The organism is Chryseobacterium sp. BGA-UO-ETr-SB22 (genome assembly GCF_059567885.1).
The window spans coordinates 2,922,467-2,941,866 of sequence record NZ_JCAQOV010000005.1 but is presented as its reverse complement, the minus strand read 5'-3'; the positions used below and the strand labels follow the sequence as shown (position 1 = coordinate 2,941,866).

Sequence of the window (19,400 nt, the reverse complement as noted above, 5' to 3'; positions counted from 1 at the left end):
GAACTATAAAAAAAGAAGCGGAAAAAATCGAATGATTTTTTCCGCTTTAAACCCAAAATTAAATAAACTATGAAAAAAACTACTTGGGTTCTAAAATACTGAAAGGAATAATACACTCTTCCAGTGAAATTCCTCCATGTTGGTAGGTTTCTTTATAGTAATTAACAAAATGATTGTAATTTTTAGGATAAGCCAGGAATATATTATTTTTAGCAAAAATATATTTCGAACTTAAGTTTCCTTTTGGAAGGAAAAGTTTTTCCGGATTGGTAATTGCCCATACATCACTGTCATCATACGTTAAACTTTTACCTGTTTTATACCTGATATTAGTAGAAGTTTCTCTGTCTCCTACCACTTTACTTGGCTTTTTCACATATACCGTTCCATGGTCTGTGGTGATAACCAGTTTATAGCCGTTTTCTGCTGCTGCTTTTACGATCTTCAGCAAAGAAGAGTTTTCAAACCAGTTGAAAGTAAGAGAACGGAAAGTCTTATCATCACGGATCAGCTGATCTACGATGTGGTTGTCTGTTTTTGCGTGAGAAAGAATATCAATGAAGTTGTATACAATTACAAGAAGATCATTGTTTTTATGCTGGTTGAAATCATCATAGATCTTTCTTTCAAAATCGGCATTCAGTACTTTAAGATACTTCATCGATTTTGATCCTAAACCAATCCTTTTCATTTGATCTTCCAGGAAGTCACGTTCAAATTCATTTTTGTTTCCTTCTTCATTATCGTTAAACCATTTATCAGGGAAACGTTTCTCGATCTCAGAAGGCATTAATCCAGCAAAGAAAGAGTTTCTCGCATACTGTGTAGCGGTAGGAAGGATACTGTAGTAATAATCTTCCGATATCTTATTGTAATATTTTGTAAATAAAGGTTCAATTACTTTCCATTGGTCAAAACGAAGATTGTCTACCATCAGTAAAAGGACTTTTTCTTTTTCTACTTCAGGTTTCACTTTTTCCTTGAAAAGCGTGTGGCTCATTAGAGGCTTGTCTGAATCAATAAGCCAGTCCGCATAATTTTTTTCAATAAACTTGGCAAACTGAATATTGGCTTCTTCTTTCTGAGACTGCAGAAGGTCAGCAAATTCATTATCTGCTACCTTATCAAATTTGATTTCCCAGCTAAGAATCTTTTTATAATATTCTGCCCATTCCTGATACGTTCTCAGGTATGAAAGTTCCATAGAAAGGTTTCTGAATTCCTGCTGGTACTGTAAAATCGTTTTTTGCTCAACAAGATTATCTTCCTGAAGATTTTTCTTTAGGGAAAGTAATATCTGGTTAGGATTTACAGGCTTTAATATATAATCGGCAATCTGAGATCCGATGGCCTCTTCCATAATGTGTTCTTCTTCGCTTTTGGTAACCATTACAATCTTTAAGGCATTATCTTTTTCCTTAATCATAGGAATGGCTTCCAGTCCGGAGATACCCGGCATATTTTCATCAATTAACGTTAAAGCAAATTTCTCTGAATCCATAAGTTCCAAAGCCTCATTCACATTATTAACGGGGGTTACCTGGTAGCCCTTTTTTTCTAAAAATACGATATGAGGTTTAAGTAAATCTATTTCATCATCGATCCATAATATCTTTTCTGACATAATTTATTTTTTACATGGTTATTCTATCAAAATGTTGACCAAATCCTTTTAAAATCTCACAAAATAGAAAGATTAAAAGTTAAATATTAGTTAAATGAAAATATCGTTTGATATTTCACTATTTTGTTTCATTTAATCAGTGGTTTTTATATATTCCAGAGCTCTTTCCAGGACTTCGTCTTTTCCGTTTTTAAGCCCTTCCACACTAGGTTTCACAAGAATATCCGGAATGATGCCAATTCTCTGTGTTTCCCGTCCGTCAGGATAATAAGCTCCAAGTCCTGTAAACTGAGTATCAAGATTGGCTATTTTAAACATAATGACATCTCCATTGGCTCCTGAAGTATTACTCCCTATAATTCTGGCTTTTGGATGCTGCTTAAACATCATTGTTGTGGTCTCTGCCTGGCTTTGGGTACTCTCATCTACTAAAACGATTACATTCCCTTTATAGTATTCAGAATTTTTCCTGCCGGTAACATTTTTTCTGCTGTAAAATTTACCGGGATAATTAGGATCAGGGAAAGTAAACTGATAATAAACGGACGGTGCAGGAAGCAAAAGATAGCTTAAAGGGATAACTGTTTGCTTGGGATAATTTCTAAGATCAAAGATAATAGATTTTGAAGATTTTAAACTGTTGTACATTTCATCCAGATCTTCCTTTTCTATAATCCCCATATTGACATACCCGATTTTCTTTTCCTTATCCAAAAATTTCCATTTTCGGGGAGCTTTACTTTTCTCATGAATAATATCTTTAGCAAAATACGTTTTGGTTTTGATTTCCATATTTTGTCCTTCTCTTTCAATTTTTACAGAAATAGAATCGCTGTTGCTGAAGAGAAGTTTGCCTTTTGCCTTGTTGAATTTACCCCATGAATTGGAGGCGGGAATATATTTTCCAAAATTGTTGACTATTTGTGGAATTGTTTTTCCTTCAATGTCATAAATAACATCACCTTCATGTAAAGGACTTTTATCCCGCGATCTTGTGGTATTGATTTTTGTAATCACGAGTATTCCTTCGGCGTAGGAATACTCTGCAGGAACTTTCCGGTTTCCATATAAAGTAAGTTGTATTTCTTTTGATGAAAGATAGGCGTGGGAATCATCTGTTTTGGTAACCAGTTCCGCCAATGTTAAATGATAATTTTCATCACTATCAACCATAAGGAATTTGGGAATCATTTCCGTAAGAACATCATTCCAGTTTTGATCCGTTTCATATTTATAAGGAAAAAAATACTCTACATAATTCCAATATCTGAATAGTTCTAATAAACTGATGTTTTTTGAAGTAAATTTTGAACCATAAGATTTTTCGTTTCTGAAATATATTTTTCTTCCGCCTTTTCCAAAGTAATGATTGTCATCAAGATTGCGGTTGTTTTCAATATAATGAAGCTTTTGAGATAGGTCTCTGGAGAAAATTTGATGATTATCTATCCAGCTCAGATCAAAATTTTTAAGAAAATACACTTTATCATCCTTTACTGAGCATTCTTTACAGGGTGTAACTTCTCCGAGACTTTTGATCCAGTCAACGTAAAAATTATTCAACGCCTCTTTGTCATTAATAGATTCAAGTTCGTCAATCTTCTGAAATAGCTGTTTATCCCAGTTCAGGTTTCCTTTTGCTACATGAGGATGATAATATTTTAAAAATCCCCAAACTCTGCAGAGGGATTCCAGTTTTTGTGTTTCAGTTATAAGTTGTGCGGATAAATTTAAACTTAAAAGTAATAAAAAGAAAAGAGAATATTTTCTCATTAAGGGTTGCCGTGTTTTCTCTCAAAGATAGTCCTTTACTACAAGAACAGCAAAAGGTTTCCCCAAAAAGATAGAATTAAAATTAAAAATGAATCGGAGAGATTTTTAACGTTATTAAATAGCTGTTGTTTGTGAAAAATATGAATGTTATCAGTTTTTAAACCACCTGTTTTAATGGAAATTTAATAAAAGTCTAAATTTAAAAATGCCTAACTTTGTTTACTAATATTGACGTTTCAATGCAGAATAAGCTAAAAATCATCAACGATCCTGTTCACGGATTTATCAAAATTCCCCACGAAATTTTATTTGATATCATTGAGCATCCTTACTTTCAGAGATTAAGAAGAATCGGGCAGACCGGACTTTTGAATCTGATATTTCCGGGAGCTACTCATACAAGATTTCATCATGCCCTGGGAGCAATGCATCTGATGTTTACCGCATTGGAGACATTGAAGCAGAAAGGGGTGAAAATTTCTGAAGAAGAGGAAAAAGGAGCAATGCTGGCTATTCTGATGCATGATATTGGTCATGGTCCGTTTTCTCATGCGCTGGAAAGTATGCTGATGGATGACTGGCATCATGAAAATCTTTCCTTACTCCTGATGAATAAGCTGAATGAGGAATTTGAGGGTCAGTTATCAATGGCTATTGAGATGTTTCAGGGGAAATATCATAGAAAATTTTTCAACCAATTGATCTCTTCCCAGTTGGATGTGGATCGTTTGGATTATCTGAAAAGAGATAGTTTTTTTACCGGTGTATCTGAGGGAAATATTAATACCCAGAGAATTATTTCCATGATGAATGTCTGTGAAGAAGGTGAACTGGTGATTGATGCGAAAGGAATTTATTCTATTGAAAATTTTCTGACGGCCAGAATGTTTATGTACTGGCAGGTCTATTATCATAAAACTTCAGCGTTAGCAGAGTTTCTTTTGGTTAAAATCCTTGAAAGAGCAAAATATCTGATTTCCCAAGGTACAGAGCTCCCTGCAACGGATAATCTTAAATATTTTTTATACCGTGAAAAGAGTGCTGCAACAGATGAAGATGTGGAGAGATTTACGAGTCTTGATGACAATGATGTGATTCAGGCGATGAAAGAATGGCAGAACTCGGATGACTTTGTGTTATCATATTGGTGTAAATGTGTAATTCAGAGAAATTTACCTAAAACAATTATTTCATCACATCCATTTGCACAGGAAATAATTGATGAAAAAGTAAAAAATACCAATGAATTTTTCAAAATCAATAATGGAAAAGAATTGGTTCATGAAATAAAAAGAAAACTTTTACCCTATCATGCGGAGAAGCAGCCAATCTATTTATTGCATAAAAATGGTAAAAGAACAAGGCTTCATGAGTCGGAAGATCAACTTTTATCAGGGTTAATTGTAAATAAGACTACCCGCTATATCCTTATGTTTCCAAGAGATATCTCCAGGCTAGACTCTTAAATAATATTAAAATTTACGATCTGAAACCAAAAAATGTTTGCAAATTCTAGAATTTCTTATCTTTGCAGAATATGGAATTTACAGCTTCGCAAATTGCAAGTTTTATTGACGGAAAAATAATAGGTGATGAGAATGCACTTATTAACGGGGTTTCACCAATTGAAAATGGGGAATCAGGACATCTTTCTTTTATAGCACAAGATAGATTTTCTCATTTCTTGGATACCTCACGATGCTCTGTTATCATCATTTCGGAAAATCTTCTGGAGAAAAATAATTATAGCCCTACCTTAATCGTTGTAAAAGATGCCTATCTTTCTTTTCAGATCCTGATGAATTTATATCAGGAAATGCAGGGAAGAAAAGAAGGTATAGAGAATGGTTCTTCCATTCATGATACAGCGGTAATAGGAGATAAAGCATATATCGGAGCATTTACTTATGTTTCTGAGAAAGCTAAAATCGGGGAAGGCTCACAGATCTATCCACATGTATATATAGGAAAAGGAGTGAAAATTGGTAAAAACTGTAAAATAGACAGCGGCGCCAGAATTTATGACTATTGTATCATTGGAGACAACTGTGTGATTCATTCCAATACGGTAATTGGGGGTGACGGTTTTGGTTTTCAGCCAACAGCCGAAGGTTTCAAAAAAATACCACAGCTTGGAAATGTAATTATTGAAGACGATGTTGAAATTGGCTCAAACTGCAGTATTGACAGAGCAACAATAGGCTCTACAATTATAGGAAAAGGAACCAAAATTGATAACCTGATTCAGATTGCTCACAATGTGAAAATAGGACAGAACAATGTAATTGCAGCACAGGCCGGAATTGCAGGCTCTACTACCATTGGTGACTGGAATCAGATTGGAGGACAGGTAGGTGTTGTAGGACATATCAAAATAGGAAATCAGGTGAAAATTCAGGCCCAGAGTGGCGTGAATTCCAGCGTTAATGATAGAGAAACATTGTATGGCTCACCAGCCATCAGTTATAATGACTATTTGAGAAGTTATGTTCACTTCAGGAATCTGCCTGGAATAGTAAATAGAATAAATAATCTTGAGAATAACTCAAAAGATAATACTAATGAGTGATATGCAAAAAACACTTCAGCAAGAGGTAACTCTTTCTGGAATTGGCCTTCATACAGGTAGAGAAGTAAAACTTACCATTAAACCTGCTAAAGAAAATACAGGTTTTGTATTTGTAAGAACAGACCTGGAGGGACATCCTCAGGTAGAAGCAGATGTAAATTATGTTGTAGCAACAGAAAGAGGAACTACATTAGAAAAATTAGGGGTAAAAATTACCACTTGCGAACACCTTTTGGCAGCTCTTGTGGGCTGTGATATTGATAACGCAGTTTTAGAAATGGATGCCTCTGAACCACCTATTCTGGATGGATCTTCAAAATACTTTGTTGAAGCTATCGAAAGCGTTGGTGTAGCAGAACAAGGGGTAGCAAGAGAATATCTTGTTGTAAAAGAAGTGCTTACCTATAGTGACCCGGCAACTGGCTCGGAAATCACAATCATCCCTTCAGATACTTACGAAGTAACAACAATGGTAGATTTTGGGACTAAAGTATTAGGTACTCAGAATGCTACTCTTAAAAATATTTCAGAATTTAAAGATGAAATCTCATCAGCAAGGACATTCAGTTTCCTGCATGAGTTGGAAATGCTTTTAGATCACGGTTTGATCAAAGGTGGAGATATTTCCAATGCTATTGTATATGTAGATAAAGATCTTACTCCTGAAACTACAGAAAAACTAAAGAAAGCCTTTGGAAAAGACAATGTGTCTATCAGACCAAACGGTATTCTTGACAATCTTAATTTAAATTATCCTAACGAAGCTGCAAGACACAAATTATTAGATGTGATTGGTGACCTGGCTTTAGCAGGAGTGAAAATAAAAGGTAAAGTTATTGCCAACAAACCGGGACACTATGTGAATACTCAGTTTGCGAAAAAATTAAATCGTCAGTGGAAATTGCAGAAAAAGAAAAACGTTCCAGATTTTGATCTGACAAAAGAACCCGTATTTGATATCAACGGAATTATGAAGCTTATGCCTCACAGACCTCCGTTCTTATTGATTGATAAAGTACTTGAACTTTCAGACTCTCACGTAGTAGGTTTGAAAAATGTGACAATGAACGAGCCATTCTTCGTTGGACACTTCCCTAAAGAACCTGTAATGCCTGGAGTACTTCAGGTAGAAGCATTAGCGCAGACAGGAGGTATCCTGGTACTGGCCAGCGTTCCGGATCCTGAAAACTATTCTACTTATTTCATCAAAATTGATAAGGTGAAATTTAAAAGAAAAGTAATTCCTGGAGATACTCTGATATTCAAAATTGAATTGATAGAGCCTATCAGAAGAGGAATTGTTCATATGCAGGGATATGGATACGTAGGAGATACAGTAGCAGTAGAAGCAGAGCTTATGGCTCAAGTTGCAAAAAATAAAGTTGATTAAATGATTCATCAATTAGCAGCCGTAGATAAACGTGCGAAAATCAGCAAAAATGTAATCGTAGAACCATTTACTACAATTGCAGGGGACGTAGAAATTGGAGAAGGAACATGGATTGGTCCTAACGTTACCATTATGGAGGGTGCAAGAATCGGAAAAGATTGTAAAATCTTTCCCGGAACTGTAATCTCTGCGATCCCTCAGGACTTGAAGTTCGATGGAGAGGATACACAAACAATTATTGGAGATCATACTACTTTAAGAGAATGTGTAACTATCAATAGAGGAACCAAAGCTCTAGGATATACAAAAGTAGGAAGCCACTGCCTGATCATGGCAACTTCACACGTTGCTCATGACTGTATTATAGGAGATAATGTGATTATTGCAAATGGTTGCGGTATTGCAGGACATGTTGAAATTGGTGACTTTACCGTAATGGGAGGTTTATCAGCTGTTCAGCAGTTCGGTAAAATTGGAAAACATACCATGATTTCCGGAGGATCTTTAATTAGAAAAGATATTCCACCTTATGTGAAAGTAGCGAGAGATCCAATTTCTTATGCAGGGATCAATTCTGTTGGATTAAGAAGAAGAGGTTTTTCTAACGAGAAAATCTTTGAAATTCAAAAGATCTACAGAGCTATTTTCCAGATGAAGATGAATGTTTCTCAAGCATTGGCATATATTGAAAAAGAAATGCTTCCAACGGCTGAAAGAGATGAAATTCTACAGTTTATTCAAAACTCACCTAGAGGTATCGTAAAAGGATATGGTACCGGAAAGGATAGAGATTAATTTAACTTAAATACTATCAGACAATGAAAGGTTTAATTGTACTTATTGCACTTTCTGCAACATCTTTTTTGTTTGCTCAGCAAACAGAAAAGTCTGAAACAGGAAAAAAAGAAAAGCCTTTTACTATAGAAAGAAAAATTTCCGAAGAGTCTAATGATAGTATTGCTAAGAATAACTTAAATGGTATTCTGAAACAGAAAAGTATCGGAAGTTCAATATTAGGAACAACTGATCAGTATAAATCTGATATTCAGATGAATGTAATCAGGTTGAATAACAACGTGAATACATTCAATAATAATACATTTAATAGAATGATGCCTCAAGGACAAGGTATCGAAATTAAAAAAAGAAAATAAATATTTATATAATTAATGGCAACAAGTAACGATATCAGAAAAGGTCTTTGCATCGAATTTAGCAACGATATTTTTAAAGTAATCGAGTTTCTTCACGTAAAACCAGGGAAAGGTCCTGCATTTGTAAGAACAAAACTAAAATCTGTGACAAACGGAAAAGTATTAGATAATACATTCTCTGCTGGCCACAAAATTGATGAAGTAAAAGTAATCACTAGAAAGTTCCAGTATCTTTACGATGACGAGAACGGTTTCCACTTCATGAATAACGATGATTTTTCTCAGTTATATTTAAATAAAGAAATGATTGAAAACTCAAACCTGATGAAAGCAGGTGAAGAAGTAACAATTATTTTGAAAGAAATTGACGAAACTCCACTTTCTGCTGAACTTCCACAGTCAGTATATCTGGATGTGATTGAAGCTGATCCGGGTGTAAAAGGAAACACTGCAACCAACGCTCTTAAAAACGCAATCGTTGAAACAGGAGCAAGAGTAATGGTTCCTTTGTTCATTGAACCGGGAGACAAAATTAAAGTAAGCACTGAAGACGGTAGCTACTTAGAAAGAGTGAAATAATAAATAAAATTTACATAAATTCGGTTTGCACTAGCACTCCGAATTTTGTTTTATAAGAAAATCTATTGTTATGAGATTCCATTCTCCACAAAAGCTTAAAACAATTGCAGATTTAATAGGGTCAGCATTTGTTGGTCCTGAAGACTTTGAAGTATTGGGAACGAACGAAATTCATATGGTAAAGCCAGGGGATATCGTTTTTGTAAACCACCCCAAATATTATGACAAAGCTTTAAACTCTGCCGCTACTATTATTTTAATTGATAAAGAAGTAGAATGCCCGGAAGGCAAAGCGCTTTTAGTTTCTGATGATCCTTTCAGAGACTTTAATAAAATCAACACTCATTTTACCAGAATATATAATTTCACAGAAGTACTTCATGATGTGGAAATAGGAGAGGGTACGAAGATTCACTCTTCCGCAGTGATTGGTAACAATGTGAAAATTGGAAAAAATACCCTTATCTTCCCTAATGTAGTGATTGGTGACCGTACGGAAATTGGTGATAATGTCATTATTCAGTCCAATACTGTTTTGGGAGGTGATGCGTTTTATTACAGAAAATTAAATGGAAACTTTGACCGTCTTATTTCTGTAGGAAATGTGATCATCGAAAACAATGTGGAGATCGGAAATGGCTGCACCATTGACAGAGGTGTTACAGATTCTACCATCATTGGTGAAGGTTCTGTTTTGGATAATCAGATTCAGATCGGACATGATACCGTTATCGGGAAAAAATGTCTGATTGCTTCTCAGGTAGGAATTGCAGGATGCTGTATCATTGGAGATGAGGTGACGTTATGGGGACAGGTAGGCATCGCTTCCGGCAATAAAATTGAGGCAGGATCTGTACTTTTGGGAAAAACAGGAGTGAACAGAGATTTGGAAAAAGGAACCTATATTGGGATGTTTGCAGAAGATTTCAAGACTTATCTGAAAAAAGAAGTAAAGCTGAGAAATCTCAAATAAACTATTCCAAAGGTTTTATCCAAAATCAAAGAAATTTAAGTAAATTTGTGAGCATTAATAAAATAATAAATAAATTAAAACAACAATAAAATGTCAATTTTAGTAAACAAAGATTCTAAAGTAATTGTACAAGGATTTACAGGGAACGAAGGAACTTTCCACGCTGGTCAGATGATTGAATACGGAACAAATGTAGTAGGTGGTGTTACTCCAGGAAAAGGAGGTAGCGAGCACTTAGGAAAACCGGTATTTAATACAGTGGCTGATGCTGTTGAAAAAGCAGGAGCAAATGTAAGTATCATTTTCGTACCACCGGCATTTGCAGCAGATGCTATCATGGAAGCTGCTGAAGCAGGTATCAAAGTGATTGTATGTATTACTGAAGGTATTCCTGTAGCTGATATGGTAAAAGTAAAATCTTATATTGCTGACAGAGACTGCAGATTAATTGGACCAAACTGCCCTGGAATCATTACTTCTGAAGAAGCTAAAATTGGTATTATGCCAGGTTTTGTTTTCAAAAAAGGTAAAGTAGGTATCGTTTCAAAATCAGGTACCCTTACTTACGAAGCTGCTGACCAGGTTGTAAGAGCAGGTTACGGTATTTCTACGGCTATCGGTATCGGTGGTGACCCAATTATCGGAACAACTACAAGAGAAGCATTAGAATTATTCATCAACGATCCTGAAACTGAAGCTGTTGTAATGATTGGTGAAATTGGTGGTGGTCTTGAAGCTGAAGCTGCAAGATGGTACAAAGCAAGCGGTTCTACGAAACCAGTTGTAGGATTCATCGCTGGACAAACTGCTCCAAAAGGAAGAACTATGGGACACGCAGGTGCTATCGTAGGTGGTGATGAAGATACAGCTCAGGCTAAAATGGAAATCATGAGAGAAAACGGTATCAACGTTGTAGACTCTCCTGCTGACATTGGTGCTACTGTAGCAAAAATTCTAGGATAACATAAAACCACATCATATGAAAAAACTTTTATTAGCCTCAGCTTTGACGCTTTCTGCATTATCTTTTGCACAGGTGCAATGGAATAATACAAGATTCGGTCTTACCGCAGGTTTAAACTACTCAAGAGTAGCAAATGCCCACAATCCCTCTGGCCCAAGATATACCTTCCAAGGTGGAGCTTTGGCTTTGATCCCCGTAGGGAAGGCAAACCAATTCTTTATACAACCCGAAGTCCTGTACTATGGTGCTGGAGAAACCGGGAAAGATAAAGATGCTAAAGGTAAAGATGGTTACGATGCAGTATATGCCAATAACTATTTGAGTGTACCACTTTATTTCAAAGGATACTTTTCAGAAGCTGAATCTGAATTCTTTGGAATGATTGGGCCTAGATTTAACTTCTTGGTAAGTCAGGACGTAAAGAATCCTCCTGTAGGAAGACCTTACTATGATCCGGACGTTACTGATCCTACACAACCGGCAGGAGTAAACGGAAAAGCAAAAAGCTTTAACTGGGGACTTGGACTAGGCGTAGGGTATAGCTATAAGAGACAACTTGAAGTAGCTTTGAAATATGATTTAGGACTTTCTGATACTTACCCTGGTCTTGTAAAAGAAAAAGGAGGTAGTGATAAGAAAAAATCAGAACAGGTAATTGCACTTACTTTAAGCTATATATTCAAATAGAATATCTCAGAATATATAAAATCCCGGAAAACTTAGTTTTCCGGGATTTTTTTATTATAAAATTGTAAAAAGGCTGATGGGTAATATTTACTCTCAGTCCTTTCGCTTATTTATCCTTTTATCCACTTCCAAAGCTCTTTTAGAGTAGCTTTATTGCCATACATCAAAATACCTACACGATAGATTTTTCCGGCCAGGAAGATCATGAAAATAGTGGTTGTCAGCAATAATCCAATGGACAATGCAATCTGCCAGGCAGGAACTCCAAATGGAATTCTTGCAATCATAGCAACCGGTGAAGTAAACGGAATGATTGACAGCCAAAAACCTAGTGGTCCGTCCGGATTGTTCATCAGCGTGAAGCTTCCATACATTCCCAGTGTTAAGGGTAAAATTGCAAATAAAGTAAATTGCTGTGTCTCTGTTTCGTTATCTACTGCAGAACCAATTGCTGCATAAATAGAACTGTAAAAAATATATCCTAAAAGGAAGAAAACGATGAATACAAAAATAATCAGTGGGAAATTCAGTTCCAGCAAACTGTGCGAGATCTGAGTAGCCAGCTGTCCCACATCCAGTTTACTTGCAATCTCGTCATTTCCACCCGGAATACCCTTCTGAAGAGGAGAGAAACCAGTATTTAAGACCAGTGCTCCTATGATAGACATGGTGATCCAGATCAGAAACTGTGTCAGTGCAACCATCGTTACCCCAAGAATCTTACCCATCATCAGCTCAAAAGGTTTTACAGAAGAAATAATAATTTCTACAACACGATTGTTCTTTTCCTCAAGTACACTACGCATTACCCTTACCCCATAAATAATGATAAACATAAAGGTAACATACATCAGAATCATACTCAGCCCGGATTTCACTCCAAAAGCCAGATCAGAATCTTCTTTATTATTATCCGTAACATTAATGGTCTTTAATGCGAAGCTTTTATCAAGATCAATTAGCTGAGTCTCCTGAATACCCAATTGCTTGATTTTTTCTTTTTTAACAACATTGCTGATGTCAGAAACAATTTTCTGCTTGGTGTCAAATCCTATTTTACTGTTGATCACAAGCCTTGCCTCTTTTTCAAGCGCATCGAAATTCTGATCTTTCAATTCCGGAAGAATCAAAATACCATCCAGAGATTCATTTCCTTTTAAATTGTTGATCTTGGATTTTTCATCTGCGGCAGAAACAAAAACGTAATTTAATTTATCATTAGATTTAAGCTGATTCATAAACAATCCGCTCTTATCAACCACTTCTATAATACTGTGTGACTCATTTGCCTTGAACATTAAGCCAACCACCGCTCCAAAAGCAATGATCATTATGGGCGCCAGCAGAGTTAATATGATGAAGGATTTTTTCTTAACCTGTGTAAGAAATTCTCTCTTGGTAATTAAAAAAATATTATTCATAAAATTAAGGATGGTTACTTACAGCATTAATGAACACTTCATTCATACTAGGAATTCTTTCGTCAAACGATCTCACTTTACCCACTTGTACAAGATCAAGAAGAACATTATTCTGACTCTCTTCATTTTTCAGATCAAAAGAAACAAGATTATTTTCGTTTGATACATTAAAGATGTCATACTTATTCTTAAAATTGTCAAACTGGTCGTTACTGACTTCAGAAAGTGTAACTCCAAAAATATTTTTCTTGAATTTTTCCCTTACGTCAAAAACCCTTCCGTCAATAATTTTTTTAGAATTGTTGATCAGAGCAACATAATCACACATCTCTTCTACACTTTCCATTCTGTGGGTAGAAAGAATGATGGTTGTTCCGTTATTCTTAAGATCAATGATCTGATCTTTGATTAAGTTGGCATTTACGGGATCAAAACCTGAAAAAGGTTCATCAAGAATTAAAAGATGTGGTCTGTGGAGAACGGTTACTACAAACTGGATCTTCTGTGCCATTCCTTTAGAAAGTTCAGATAGCTTTTTCTTCCACCATTGGTCGATGTTCAGCTTTTCAAACCATTTTTTGGCTTCATTCAGAGCATCGCTTTTACTCATCCCTTTCAGTTCCCCGAAATATAGGATCTGATCGCCAACACTCATGTTTTTGTACAATCCTCTTTCTTCGGGCATATAGCCGATGTCTTTAATATGATCTGGATTCAGTTTTTGCCCGTTGATGAAGATATCTCCGGAGTCTGCCTGAGTAATTTGGTTAATGATACGGATAAAAGAAGTTTTTCCGGCTCCGTTGGGTCCTAAAAGGCCATAAATACTGCCTTTTGGAACATGGATGCTGAAATCATCCAGGGCGACCTTTTTTCCGGCATTGTAGGTCTTTTTAATATATTCAGCTTTTAGCATTAAATTGTTCTTTTTACAATTAGTATAAGAAAGTCCCGAAAGTTACGGAAATATTAAAACAGAATTAATGTAAAAGAAAAAATCCTGATGATTATCAGGATTTTAATTTATTGTTTCACGATTTGAGTAACTTTCTGCGTGTTGTCGCTTAAAATATATCGGATCATATACTTTCCGGGTTTCAATTTTTCAATATTAATCTCACCGGAATTCATATTCACTGTATAGTTAGCGACCTGCATACCCAAAATAGAATAAAAAGTCACACTTTTGATTCTTAAAGAAGAATCTTTTGCCTTAATGATAAGGAAATCCTTTGCAGGATTTGGATAAGCAAGCAACACCCCATCATCCGCTTTCTGAGTGATGGAACCCGGCTCTCTAAGCTGAGCTTTTAAATTGTTGGAAAATCCAACAAAAGTGCCTACAAATAGAAATAAAAGTAAAAGTTTTTTCATCAAATTTATAATTTCTCGAATATATGTAACAAATGTAATAAATTCTATAATTTCATACAATAGTTTTTTGTAGAACTTATATTAAATTTGTAGAAACTTATTCAAAAAGTATTCCAAAATGATACATTCAAGAAATAGAAGACTTAGAGTTAATGAATCTATCAGAAGTTTGGTAAGAGAAAATGTGCTTACAACTGATGATTTTGTAATGCCGATCTTCGTAATGGAGGGCGAAAACAAGGAGGAGGCAATCCCGTCTATGCCGGGTATTTTTAGGCGGAGTATAGATTTAACGGTGAAAGAATGTAAGGAATTATTTTCTTTAGGAGTAAAAGCTGTCAATTTGTACATGAAAGTGTCCGAACACCTGAAAGACAATACAGGAAAAGAAGCCTGGAACAAGGACGGATTGATGCAGCGTACAATCAAAGCAATCAAAGATGCTGTTCCGGGAATGATCGTTATGCCTGATGTAGCACTGGATCCCTATTCAATTTACGGACACGACGGAATCATTGAAAACGGAAAAGTTATCAATGATCCTACCAATGATGCCCTGGCAAGAATGTCAGTATCCCATGCAGAAGCAGGAGCAGATCTTGTGGCGCCAAGTGATATGATGGATGGCAGAGTACAGGTAATTCGTGAAGCATTGGAAGAAAGCGGTTTTACAGACGTAGGAATTGTAAGCTATGCTGCTAAATATGCAAGTTCTTTCTATGGACCTTTCAGAAGTGCTTTAGACAGTGCTCCAAAAGATGACATGGAAATTCCGAAAGATAAAAAAACATATCAGATGGATTTCCACAACACCCGTGAAGCATTGAATGAAGTATTTAAAGATATTGACGAAGGAGCAGATGTTATTATGATCAAACCGGGACTTCCGTATCTGGATATTGTTTCCAAAGTACGTGAAGCTATTGATCTTCCAATTGCAGTATACAATGTAAGTGGAGAATATGCCATGGTAAAAGCGGCTGCTCAGAACGGCTGGCTGGATAATGACAAAACGATCATTGAAAGTTTAACTTGTTTCAAAAGAGCAGGAGCAGACATGATTTTTACTTATTTTGCAAAAGAAGCGGCTATCCTTTTGAATAAATAAACGGTTAAGATAGCAATGTTAATGTTAAGTTAATGGGCTGATTTGAAAACTTCCGCGTAAATAAAAAATATACTTTTGAGTAAAGCTAATTTCGAGAAACGAAAATAATTAAAACATCAAAAGAATTTATTTATGAGAAATCTAAAAAAGATTGAAAGAAATCAATTGAAGGAAATCAAAGGCGGAGAAGTGATTATTGATAATCCAAACTGTGGGACATGGTGTAAAGGAATCTGGCATCCATGTACAATTAATCATTTAGCTTGCCCGCCGGATTAATCATTTCAATATAAAAATAAAACAGGCTGTTCAGATAAGAACAGCCTGTTTTATTTTAAATAACTTGATGATTTAATATTGTTATAACCAACCTTTTTTCCCATAAACATAAGTGTCGTCAAACTGTTTATCACTCATAAAAAGATATAAAATACCTTCAATAAAAGGGATCACAGAAGCAGCTCCTAAAGTAACAATATTTAGGACTAACTGAATAACGCCTTCTTTTGTATAGCCCAGATAAAACTTATTTAAAGCCAGCCAGCCCACAAGAATTCCCAATAAAGCCGCAGGAAGTTTCTTTTCCGAACGGTATGGGACATTGCTTTGCTGGTTTTGTCCATTTTCTGTTTTTGTGTAGCCGTAATTTTCCATTTCTTAATGATTATAATTGATTGTGATGTTTTACGATAAGTAGCTAAAAATAGTAAAAAGTTACAATGATTTGGAAGTGAACAAGTTTACATTTAAATCAACAAGTTGATATTAACATAGAAGTGAAGTTTATATTTTTGATATATTTGTCCTATGATTTTACGAGGAGAAAACTTAATCAAGGAATACGGTCCTAAAAAAGTTGTAAAAGGCGTTTCTGTACAGGTTCAACAGGGAGAAATTGTTGGTTTGCTGGGTCCGAACGGAGCGGGAAAAACCACATCGTTTTATATGATCGTAGGGTTGGTTAAGCCCACTTCAGGAAAAATTTTCCTGGATAAGCAGGAGATTACTACAGATGCAATGTACCGCAGAGCCCAAAAGGGAATCGGATATCTTGCTCAGGAAGCTTCCGTTTTCAGAAAACTTTCTGTGGAAGAAAATATTATGGGTGTATTGCAGCTGACCAAGCTTTCAAAACGTGAGCAGCAGATGAAATGCGATGAACTTGTGGAAGAATTTTCTTTACAGCATGTCCGTAAAAACAGAGGAGATCTTCTTTCCGGAGGAGAAAGACGTAGAACCGAAATCGCACGCTGTCTGGCAACAAGCCCGAACTTTATTCTATTGGATGAACCTTTCGCAGGGGTAGACCCCATTGCTGTTGAAGATATCCAGAAAATCGTAAGAAGCCTTGTCGATAAAAATATCGGAATTCTGATTACCGACCATAACGTACAGCAGACATTGGCAATTACCAACAAAACCTATATCATGTTTGAAGGAAAGATCCTGAAAGAAGGACTTCCGGAAGACCTTGCCAATGATCCGCAGGTAAGAGAAGCCTATCTTGGTGAAAACTTCGTGTATCAGAGTATTTTGGATAAACCTAAAAAGAAAAAATACGCCTACAACATATGGGCAGGGAACTTTGATTCAAAAGGGCAGTTGCAGGGATTTGTCAGTGAAAATTTTAGTCAGTTTGATGATTTGAGACGCATGTACGGTTTTGAAGATATTAGTTTTGCTTCACTAGGAAACCCTGAAATTAAGCATATCTTTGATGAAGTTATAGATAAGAATGCCAACAACTCATTTATTTTCCAGAAAAAAGAAATCAATTCCCAATATTCTCTGGAACAGGCAGAGGCAGAGTCTAAAGAAGCCAGCACAAAAGAACTGCACTATCTTACAACTTATCTGTTTGAAGGATAAAATATAAAGCATTTATTTGCTGAACATCATAATAAAACGTACCTTTTTCTTTTGAAAGCGGTACGTTTTTCATTTAAAAATGATTTCTATGGCTAAACCTTTTAACAGAACCGTAACCTTATTCGGAATCTATAAACAGCTTGTCCCATTCATCAGACCTTACCGACCCATGATTTACGGAACCTTGTTTCTTACTTTTCTGGGTGCTCTGGCAGCACAGGTAAACCCGATTGTTTTGAAATATACGGTAGATGAGGTCACCAATCTTACCCATCTTCCGCATCCGATGACAGAGGGAATTCATATTCTTATCATCATTTCAATTATTTTGCTGGGAAAAGAACTGCTCAATATTTTCATCAATTTCGGACAGAAGTTTTATGGTGAAAAAATCAGAATCAATGTGAGTTCTGTGTTAGCTCAGTCAGCTATTGATAAAATTTTAACTTATAAAGTTGCCTATTTTAACGATGAAAATCATGAATCCGGAAAATTACAGATCAGAATAGACCGTGGTATAGAAAGCTTGACAAAACTGGTGCAGAATTTTTTTATTGATATTCTACCGCTCTTTTCCAATGCCATTATTGCGCTGATCATTATGTATATGCAGAATGTGTATGTGGGGCTTGTTTCTACGATTATTGTTCCGATTTATTTCTACATCAGTTCCCTGCAGGCAAAAAAACTGAACGGAGTACGCCGCCAGCTTAGAAATCAGAGAGAGAAAAAGACCTCGGGACTTCTGAATCTAATCAATTCCATTATGGTCATTAAAAGTTTTGTCCGTGAAAAATTTGAAGGAAAAAAACAGTATGATCTTCAGATGGAGCTGATGGAAAGCCAGATGATCACAAGAAGAACTAACTTTATTTATGATGGATTAAAAACGTTTATTGAACAGTTCGGAGTTGTTTTGATCATTCTTTTAACCGTTTATCTCGTTTTGGATCAGCAAATGACGATCGGTGCTATCATGCTTCATATTATGCTTTTCAACAACGTTTCGGCACCTATCCGCCAGCTGCACAGGATTTATGATGATATGAATGATGCCATGATCTATGCTGAAGGTTATTTTGATATCCTGAATGCAGATAACGAAACCGAATCAAACGGAACCTTTGTAGAAAAACAAATCAAAGGAACTTTTGAACTGAAAAATGTTGATTTTACTTATCCCAATGGTACAAAAGCTCTACATGATGTTTCTATGAAAATTGAAAACGGAAAAACAACGGCTTTGGTAGGATTGAGCGGTGCAGGAAAGTCAACGATCATTAATCTTTTGTGCAAATTTTATTTTCCTGATTCCGGAGAAATTCTTCTGGACGGCATAAATCTTAATGAATTTGACAATACTTTTCTGAGAAGTGATCTTGGGCTGGTACTTCAGAGAAATCACATCTTTCAGGGAAGCATAGAAGATAATATCCGCTATGGAGACATGAATGCAAGTTTTGAAGAAATTCAGGAGGCTGCCAAAAAAGCTTATCTCCATGAACAGATCATGGATCTTCCGGATCAATACCTTCATGATGCTACGCAGCTTTCCGGTGGACAGCAGCAGAGAATTGCCATTGCCAGGCTGTTTCTGAAAAATCCTCCGATTATCTTTCTGGATGAACCTACCGCCAGTCTTGATGCGATTGCTACAGAACAGATCAAAAACTCTCTGGATGCCATAAAAGAAGGAAGAACCGTTGTCATCATTTCTCATTCCCTGTCACAGATTCTGGATTCTGATATTATCTATGTGATGAAAAAAGGTAGAGTGGTGGAAAATGGAACTCATGATGAACTTTACAATAAAGAAGGTACTTACCGGGAGATATTTGATGCATCAGCCCGCAGTTTGAATCTCGATAAACTGGTGAATACTTTCAAAGAAAATTAAATAAAAAAACTCAGCGGA

Annotated in this window: 18 protein-coding genes and 1 pseudogene; 13 read left to right on the top strand and 6 right to left on the bottom strand. The window is 35.8% G+C overall.

Annotation, left to right across the window (positions count from 1 at the left end):
* Positions 1–79: 79 nt before the first annotated feature.
* Positions 80–1,624: a T9SS response regulator signal transducer PorX gene (gene porX / locus AC57AW_RS20660; protein WP_496353389.1), complete on the bottom strand. Its 1,545-nt coding sequence runs from the start codon at positions 1,622–1,624 to the stop codon at positions 80–82.
* A gap of 132 nt (positions 1,625–1,756) precedes the next feature.
* Positions 1,757–3,397, bottom strand: coding sequence for a S41 family peptidase (locus tag AC57AW_RS20655; RefSeq protein ID WP_496353388.1), 1,641 nt, complete (start codon positions 3,395–3,397; stop codon positions 1,757–1,759).
* A gap of 239 nt (positions 3,398–3,636) precedes the next feature.
* Between AC57AW_RS20655 and AC57AW_RS20650 the strand changes: the two genes are divergently transcribed.
* The 9 genes from AC57AW_RS20650 (at position 3,637) to AC57AW_RS20610 (ending at position 11,713) form a co-directional block, all read left to right on the top strand.
* Positions 3,637–4,863: an HD domain-containing protein gene (locus AC57AW_RS20650; protein WP_496353896.1), complete on the top strand. Its 1,227-nt coding sequence runs from the start codon at positions 3,637–3,639 to the stop codon at positions 4,861–4,863.
* A gap of 71 nt (positions 4,864–4,934) precedes the next feature.
* Positions 4,935–5,966, top strand: coding sequence for a UDP-3-O-(3-hydroxymyristoyl)glucosamine N-acyltransferase (gene lpxD / locus AC57AW_RS20645; protein ID WP_496353387.1), 1,032 nt, complete (start codon positions 4,935–4,937; stop codon positions 5,964–5,966).
* Positions 5,959–7,356, top strand: a complete 1,398-nt coding sequence (locus tag AC57AW_RS20640; RefSeq protein WP_318846818.1) for a bifunctional UDP-3-O-[3-hydroxymyristoyl] N-acetylglucosamine deacetylase/3-hydroxyacyl-ACP dehydratase — start codon at positions 5,959–5,961, stop codon at positions 7,354–7,356. The genes lpxD and AC57AW_RS20640 overlap by 8 nt, the downstream gene beginning before the upstream one ends.
* Entirely contained in the window at positions 7,357–8,151 is a 795-nt protein-coding gene (lpxA, locus tag AC57AW_RS20635; RefSeq protein ID WP_318846819.1) for an acyl-ACP--UDP-N-acetylglucosamine O-acyltransferase, read from the top strand.
* A 23-nt stretch (positions 8,152–8,174) separates the two neighbouring features.
* Positions 8,175–8,510: a hypothetical protein gene (locus tag AC57AW_RS20630; protein ID WP_318846820.1), complete on the top strand. Its 336-nt coding sequence runs from the start codon at positions 8,175–8,177 to the stop codon at positions 8,508–8,510.
* 15 nt (positions 8,511–8,525) lie between these two features.
* Positions 8,526–9,089, top strand: coding sequence for an elongation factor P (gene efp / locus AC57AW_RS20625; RefSeq protein WP_318846821.1), 564 nt, complete (start codon positions 8,526–8,528; stop codon positions 9,087–9,089).
* A gap of 70 nt (positions 9,090–9,159) precedes the next feature.
* Positions 9,160–10,062, top strand: a complete 903-nt coding sequence (locus tag AC57AW_RS20620; protein ID WP_318846822.1) for a UDP-3-O-(3-hydroxymyristoyl)glucosamine N-acyltransferase — start codon at positions 9,160–9,162, stop codon at positions 10,060–10,062.
* Positions 10,063–10,152: 90 nt separating this feature from the next.
* Positions 10,153–11,025 (top strand): succinate--CoA ligase subunit alpha, encoded by an 873-nt coding sequence (gene sucD / locus AC57AW_RS20615; protein WP_077419253.1) that lies wholly within the window; start codon positions 10,153–10,155, stop codon positions 11,023–11,025.
* A gap of 16 nt (positions 11,026–11,041) precedes the next feature.
* Entirely contained in the window at positions 11,042–11,713 is a 672-nt protein-coding gene (locus tag AC57AW_RS20610) for a porin family protein (protein WP_318846823.1), read from the top strand.
* 110 nt (positions 11,714–11,823) lie between these two features.
* Here AC57AW_RS20610 and AC57AW_RS20605 read toward each other — a convergent pair whose 3' ends face one another.
* The 3 genes from AC57AW_RS20605 to AC57AW_RS20595 all read right to left on the bottom strand — a co-directional run bounded on the left by AC57AW_RS20605 (position 11,824) and on the right by AC57AW_RS20595 (position 14,508).
* The gene (locus tag AC57AW_RS20605) at positions 11,824–13,134 is read right to left on the bottom strand and encodes an ABC transporter permease (protein ID WP_318846824.1); all 1,311 of its coding nucleotides are present in this window, start codon (positions 13,132–13,134) and stop codon (positions 11,824–11,826) included.
* A gap of 4 nt (positions 13,135–13,138) precedes the next feature.
* Positions 13,139–14,050, bottom strand: a complete 912-nt coding sequence (locus AC57AW_RS20600; RefSeq protein ID WP_496353386.1) for an ABC transporter ATP-binding protein — start codon at positions 14,048–14,050, stop codon at positions 13,139–13,141.
* Positions 14,051–14,157: 107 nt separating this feature from the next.
* Positions 14,158–14,508: a T9SS type A sorting domain-containing protein gene (locus tag AC57AW_RS20595; RefSeq protein ID WP_103231678.1), complete on the bottom strand. Its 351-nt coding sequence runs from the start codon at positions 14,506–14,508 to the stop codon at positions 14,158–14,160.
* Between the two features lie 118 nt (positions 14,509–14,626).
* On the opposite strand from AC57AW_RS20595, the gene hemB reads away from it, so the two are divergent.
* Complete coding sequence (hemB, locus tag AC57AW_RS20590; protein WP_496353385.1) at positions 14,627–15,616, top strand: porphobilinogen synthase; 990 nt, start codon at positions 14,627–14,629, stop codon at positions 15,614–15,616.
* Positions 15,617–15,748: 132 nt separating this feature from the next.
* Complete coding sequence (locus AC57AW_RS20585; RefSeq protein ID WP_496353384.1) at positions 15,749–15,895, top strand: bacteriocin-like protein; 147 nt, start codon at positions 15,749–15,751, stop codon at positions 15,893–15,895.
* An 81-nt stretch (positions 15,896–15,976) separates the two neighbouring features.
* Here AC57AW_RS20585 and AC57AW_RS20580 read toward each other — a convergent pair whose 3' ends face one another.
* Positions 15,977–16,270 carry a TM2 domain-containing protein gene (locus tag AC57AW_RS20580; RefSeq protein WP_496353383.1) on the bottom strand — a complete coding sequence of 98 codons (294 nt, stop codon included), beginning with the start codon at positions 16,268–16,270 and terminating at the stop codon, positions 15,977–15,979.
* Positions 16,271–16,423: 153 nt separating this feature from the next.
* Here AC57AW_RS20580 and lptB point away from each other — a divergent pair.
* Positions 16,424–17,149: pseudogene (lptB, locus tag AC57AW_RS20575) on the top strand (LPS export ABC transporter ATP-binding protein); the annotation flags it as partial.
* Positions 17,150–17,654: 505 nt separating this feature from the next.
* Positions 17,655–19,382: an ABC transporter ATP-binding protein gene (locus AC57AW_RS20570; protein WP_496353895.1), complete on the top strand. Its 1,728-nt coding sequence runs from the start codon at positions 17,655–17,657 to the stop codon at positions 19,380–19,382.
* Positions 19,383–19,400 lie beyond the last annotated feature (18 nt).

Coding starts and splice junctions, on each gene's coding strand:
- AC57AW_RS20640 (WP_318846818.1), top strand. CDS start 5,959: ATGAGTGATATGCAAAAAACACTTCAGCAAGAGGTAACTCTTTCTGGA.
- AC57AW_RS20630 (WP_318846820.1), top strand. CDS start 8,175: ATGAAAGGTTTAATTGTACTTATTGCACTTTCTGCAACATCTTTTTTG.
- AC57AW_RS20620 (WP_318846822.1), top strand. CDS start 9,160: ATGAGATTCCATTCTCCACAAAAGCTTAAAACAATTGCAGATTTAATA.
- AC57AW_RS20585 (WP_496353384.1), top strand. CDS start 15,749: ATGAGAAATCTAAAAAAGATTGAAAGAAATCAATTGAAGGAAATCAAA.
- lpxA (WP_318846819.1), top strand. CDS start 7,357: ATGATTCATCAATTAGCAGCCGTAGATAAACGTGCGAAAATCAGCAAA.
- AC57AW_RS20570 (WP_496353895.1), top strand. CDS start 17,655: ATGATTTACGGAACCTTGTTTCTTACTTTTCTGGGTGCTCTGGCAGCA.
- AC57AW_RS20580 (WP_496353383.1), bottom strand. CDS start 16,270: ATGGAAAATTACGGCTACACAAAAACAGAAAATGGACAAAACCAGCAA.
- porX (WP_496353389.1), bottom strand. CDS start 1,624: ATGTCAGAAAAGATATTATGGATCGATGATGAAATAGATTTACTTAAA.
- AC57AW_RS20610 (WP_318846823.1), top strand. CDS start 11,042: ATGAAAAAACTTTTATTAGCCTCAGCTTTGACGCTTTCTGCATTATCT.
- sucD (WP_077419253.1), top strand. CDS start 10,153: ATGTCAATTTTAGTAAACAAAGATTCTAAAGTAATTGTACAAGGATTT.
- efp (WP_318846821.1), top strand. CDS start 8,526: ATGGCAACAAGTAACGATATCAGAAAAGGTCTTTGCATCGAATTTAGC.
- AC57AW_RS20600 (WP_496353386.1), bottom strand. CDS start 14,050: ATGCTAAAAGCTGAATATATTAAAAAGACCTACAATGCCGGAAAAAAG.
- AC57AW_RS20605 (WP_318846824.1), bottom strand. CDS start 13,134: ATGAATAATATTTTTTTAATTACCAAGAGAGAATTTCTTACACAGGTT.
- hemB (WP_496353385.1), top strand. CDS start 14,627: ATGATACATTCAAGAAATAGAAGACTTAGAGTTAATGAATCTATCAGA.
- AC57AW_RS20655 (WP_496353388.1), bottom strand. CDS start 3,397: ATGAGAAAATATTCTCTTTTCTTTTTATTACTTTTAAGTTTAAATTTA.
- AC57AW_RS20650 (WP_496353896.1), top strand. CDS start 3,637: ATGCAGAATAAGCTAAAAATCATCAACGATCCTGTTCACGGATTTATC.
- AC57AW_RS20595 (WP_103231678.1), bottom strand. CDS start 14,508: ATGAAAAAACTTTTACTTTTATTTCTATTTGTAGGCACTTTTGTTGGA.
- lpxD (WP_496353387.1), top strand. CDS start 4,935: ATGGAATTTACAGCTTCGCAAATTGCAAGTTTTATTGACGGAAAAATA.